The sequence below is a fragment of the Azospirillum griseum genome (genome assembly GCF_003966125.1).
Classification (GTDB): domain Bacteria; phylum Pseudomonadota; class Alphaproteobacteria; order Azospirillales; family Azospirillaceae; genus Azospirillum; species Azospirillum griseum.
Window position 1 is genome coordinate 1 of the sequence record NZ_RXMA01000084.1, and the last position, 2,011, is coordinate 2,011.

Genomic DNA, 2,011 nt, shown 5'->3' on the forward strand with positions numbered 1-2,011 from the left:
GGGCGTCCGCCGCACGCTGGAGCGGCGCATCCGCGCCTGGCGGGCGGTTAACGGCCCCGACCAGGACGTTGTTTTCCGGCAGGAGCACGTGCCCGGCCGCATGGGCCTGTCCGATTTCACCGACATGGCCGAACTCGCCGTCACCGTCGTCGGACAGCCCCTCGAACACCGCCTCTACCATTTCCGCCTCGCTTATTCCGGCTGGGAGTACGCCCATGTCGTGCTCGGCGGCGAAAGCTTCGTCGCCTTGGCCGAAGGGCTGCAGAACGCGTTGTGGTCGCTCGGCGGGGTGCCGGCCGAACATCGCAGCGACAGCCTGTCGGCGGCGTTCCGCAACCTGGAGCGCGACACCGCCGAGGACGCCACCCACCGCTACGAGCAGCTCTGCGCCCATTATGGCATGATCCCGACCCGCAACAACCGCGGTGTCGCCCATGAGAACGGCAGCATCGAGAGCGCCCACGGCCACCTCAAGCACGCCGTCCGCGACGCCCTGCTGCTGCGCGGAACCCGCGACTTCGACGGCTTGGCCGCCTACCGGCGCTTCATCGACGAGGTCGTCGGCCAGCAAAACGCCCGCCGGGCCAAGCCGGTCGAGGCCGAACGCGCCATCCTCAAGCCGTTGCCGGCGGGGCGCGCCGGGGATTTCGAGGAGGCGCTGGTCCACGTCACCTCCAGCGGCGGCTTCACCCTGCGCAAGGTCTTCTACACCGTGCCCTCCCGGCTGATCGGCCATCGCCTGCGCGTGCGCCTGTTCGACGACCGCCTGGACTGCTTCCTGGGCGGCACGCTGGTGGCGACGCTGCCCCGCGGTCGGTCGCGGGGCAACGGCAAGCATGGCCATGTCGTCGATTACCGCCACGTCATCCACGCGCTGCGGCGCAAGCCGATGGCGCTGCTCAACCTCGTCTACCGTGACCAGCTGTTTCCCCGCCGCGCCTACGCCCGCGTCTTCGAGGCGCTGCTGGCCGCCGGCAGCGAGCGCCAAGCCTGCACCATCACCGTCGGCCTGCTGTCGCTCGCCCATGAACGCGGCTGCGAGGCCGAACTGGCCCAGGTCCTCGACGCCGAACTGGACGCCGGTCGGCTGCCCGATCCGCAGGGCTTGCGCGAGTGCTTCCAGCCCGCCACCCCGGCCATCACCGACGTCGTGGTCGAACTGGTGCCGCTGAGCGTCTACGACGAGTTGGGCACCGTCCGTCCGGGAGCCGCCGCATGAGCCCGTCCGACCCCATCGACGCCGCCCGCCTGTCGCTGGCGCTGGGCGACCTGCGCCTGCCGGCGATCAAGCTGATCTGGCCGGAGTTCGCCGCCCGCGCCGACAAGGAGGGCTGGCCCGCCGCCCGCTTTCTCGCCGCGCTCACCGAGCACGAGATGGCCGAACGTGCCCGCCGGCGGATCGAACGCCACCTCGACGAGGCCCGCCTGCCGCCGGGAAAGACGCTGGAAACCTTCGAGTTCGACGCCGTGCCGATGGTCAGCAAGGCTCAGGTCATGGCGCTCACCGCCGGGGACAGCTGGCTGGAAAAGGGCGCCAACCTGATCCTGTTCGGGCCGCCCGGCGGCGGCAAAAGCCATCTCGCCGCCGCCATCGGCTGCGCGTTGGTGGAAAACGGCTGGCGCGTCCTGTTCGCCCGGACCACCGACCTCGTCCAGAAGCTGCAGATCGCCCGGCGCGATCTGGCCTTGGAATCAGCGATCGCCAAGCTCGACAAGTACCACCTGCTGATCCTCGACGACTTCGCCTACGTCAACAAGGACCAGGCCGAAACCAGCGTCATCTTTGAGTTGATCGGAACCCGCTACGAGCGCCGCTCGCTGTTGATAACGGCCAACCAGCCGTTCGGCGAGTGGGGGCGGATCTTTCCGAACCAAGCCATGACCCTGGCCGCCATCGACCGGCTCGTTCACCACGCCACCATCTTCGAGATGAACGTCGAAAGCTATCGGCGGCGAGCCGCCCTGGAGCGTAAACGCGGACCAGGACGCCCGCCCTCCCGCGCGACAATCA

General features: G+C 69.3%; 2 protein-coding genes. Both read left to right on the forward strand.

The features are described from left to right. Nucleotides 1-1,219 (forward strand): IS21 family transposase (gene istA / locus EJ903_RS26180; protein ID WP_126620800.1); only part of this gene is annotated, 1,219 nt, incomplete at its 5' end. Beyond that, on the forward strand, nt 1,216-2,011 hold a 796-nt coding region (gene istB, locus EJ903_RS26185; RefSeq protein ID WP_126620801.1), incomplete at its 3' end, for an IS21-like element helper ATPase IstB. The genes istA and istB, both read left to right, overlap by 4 nt.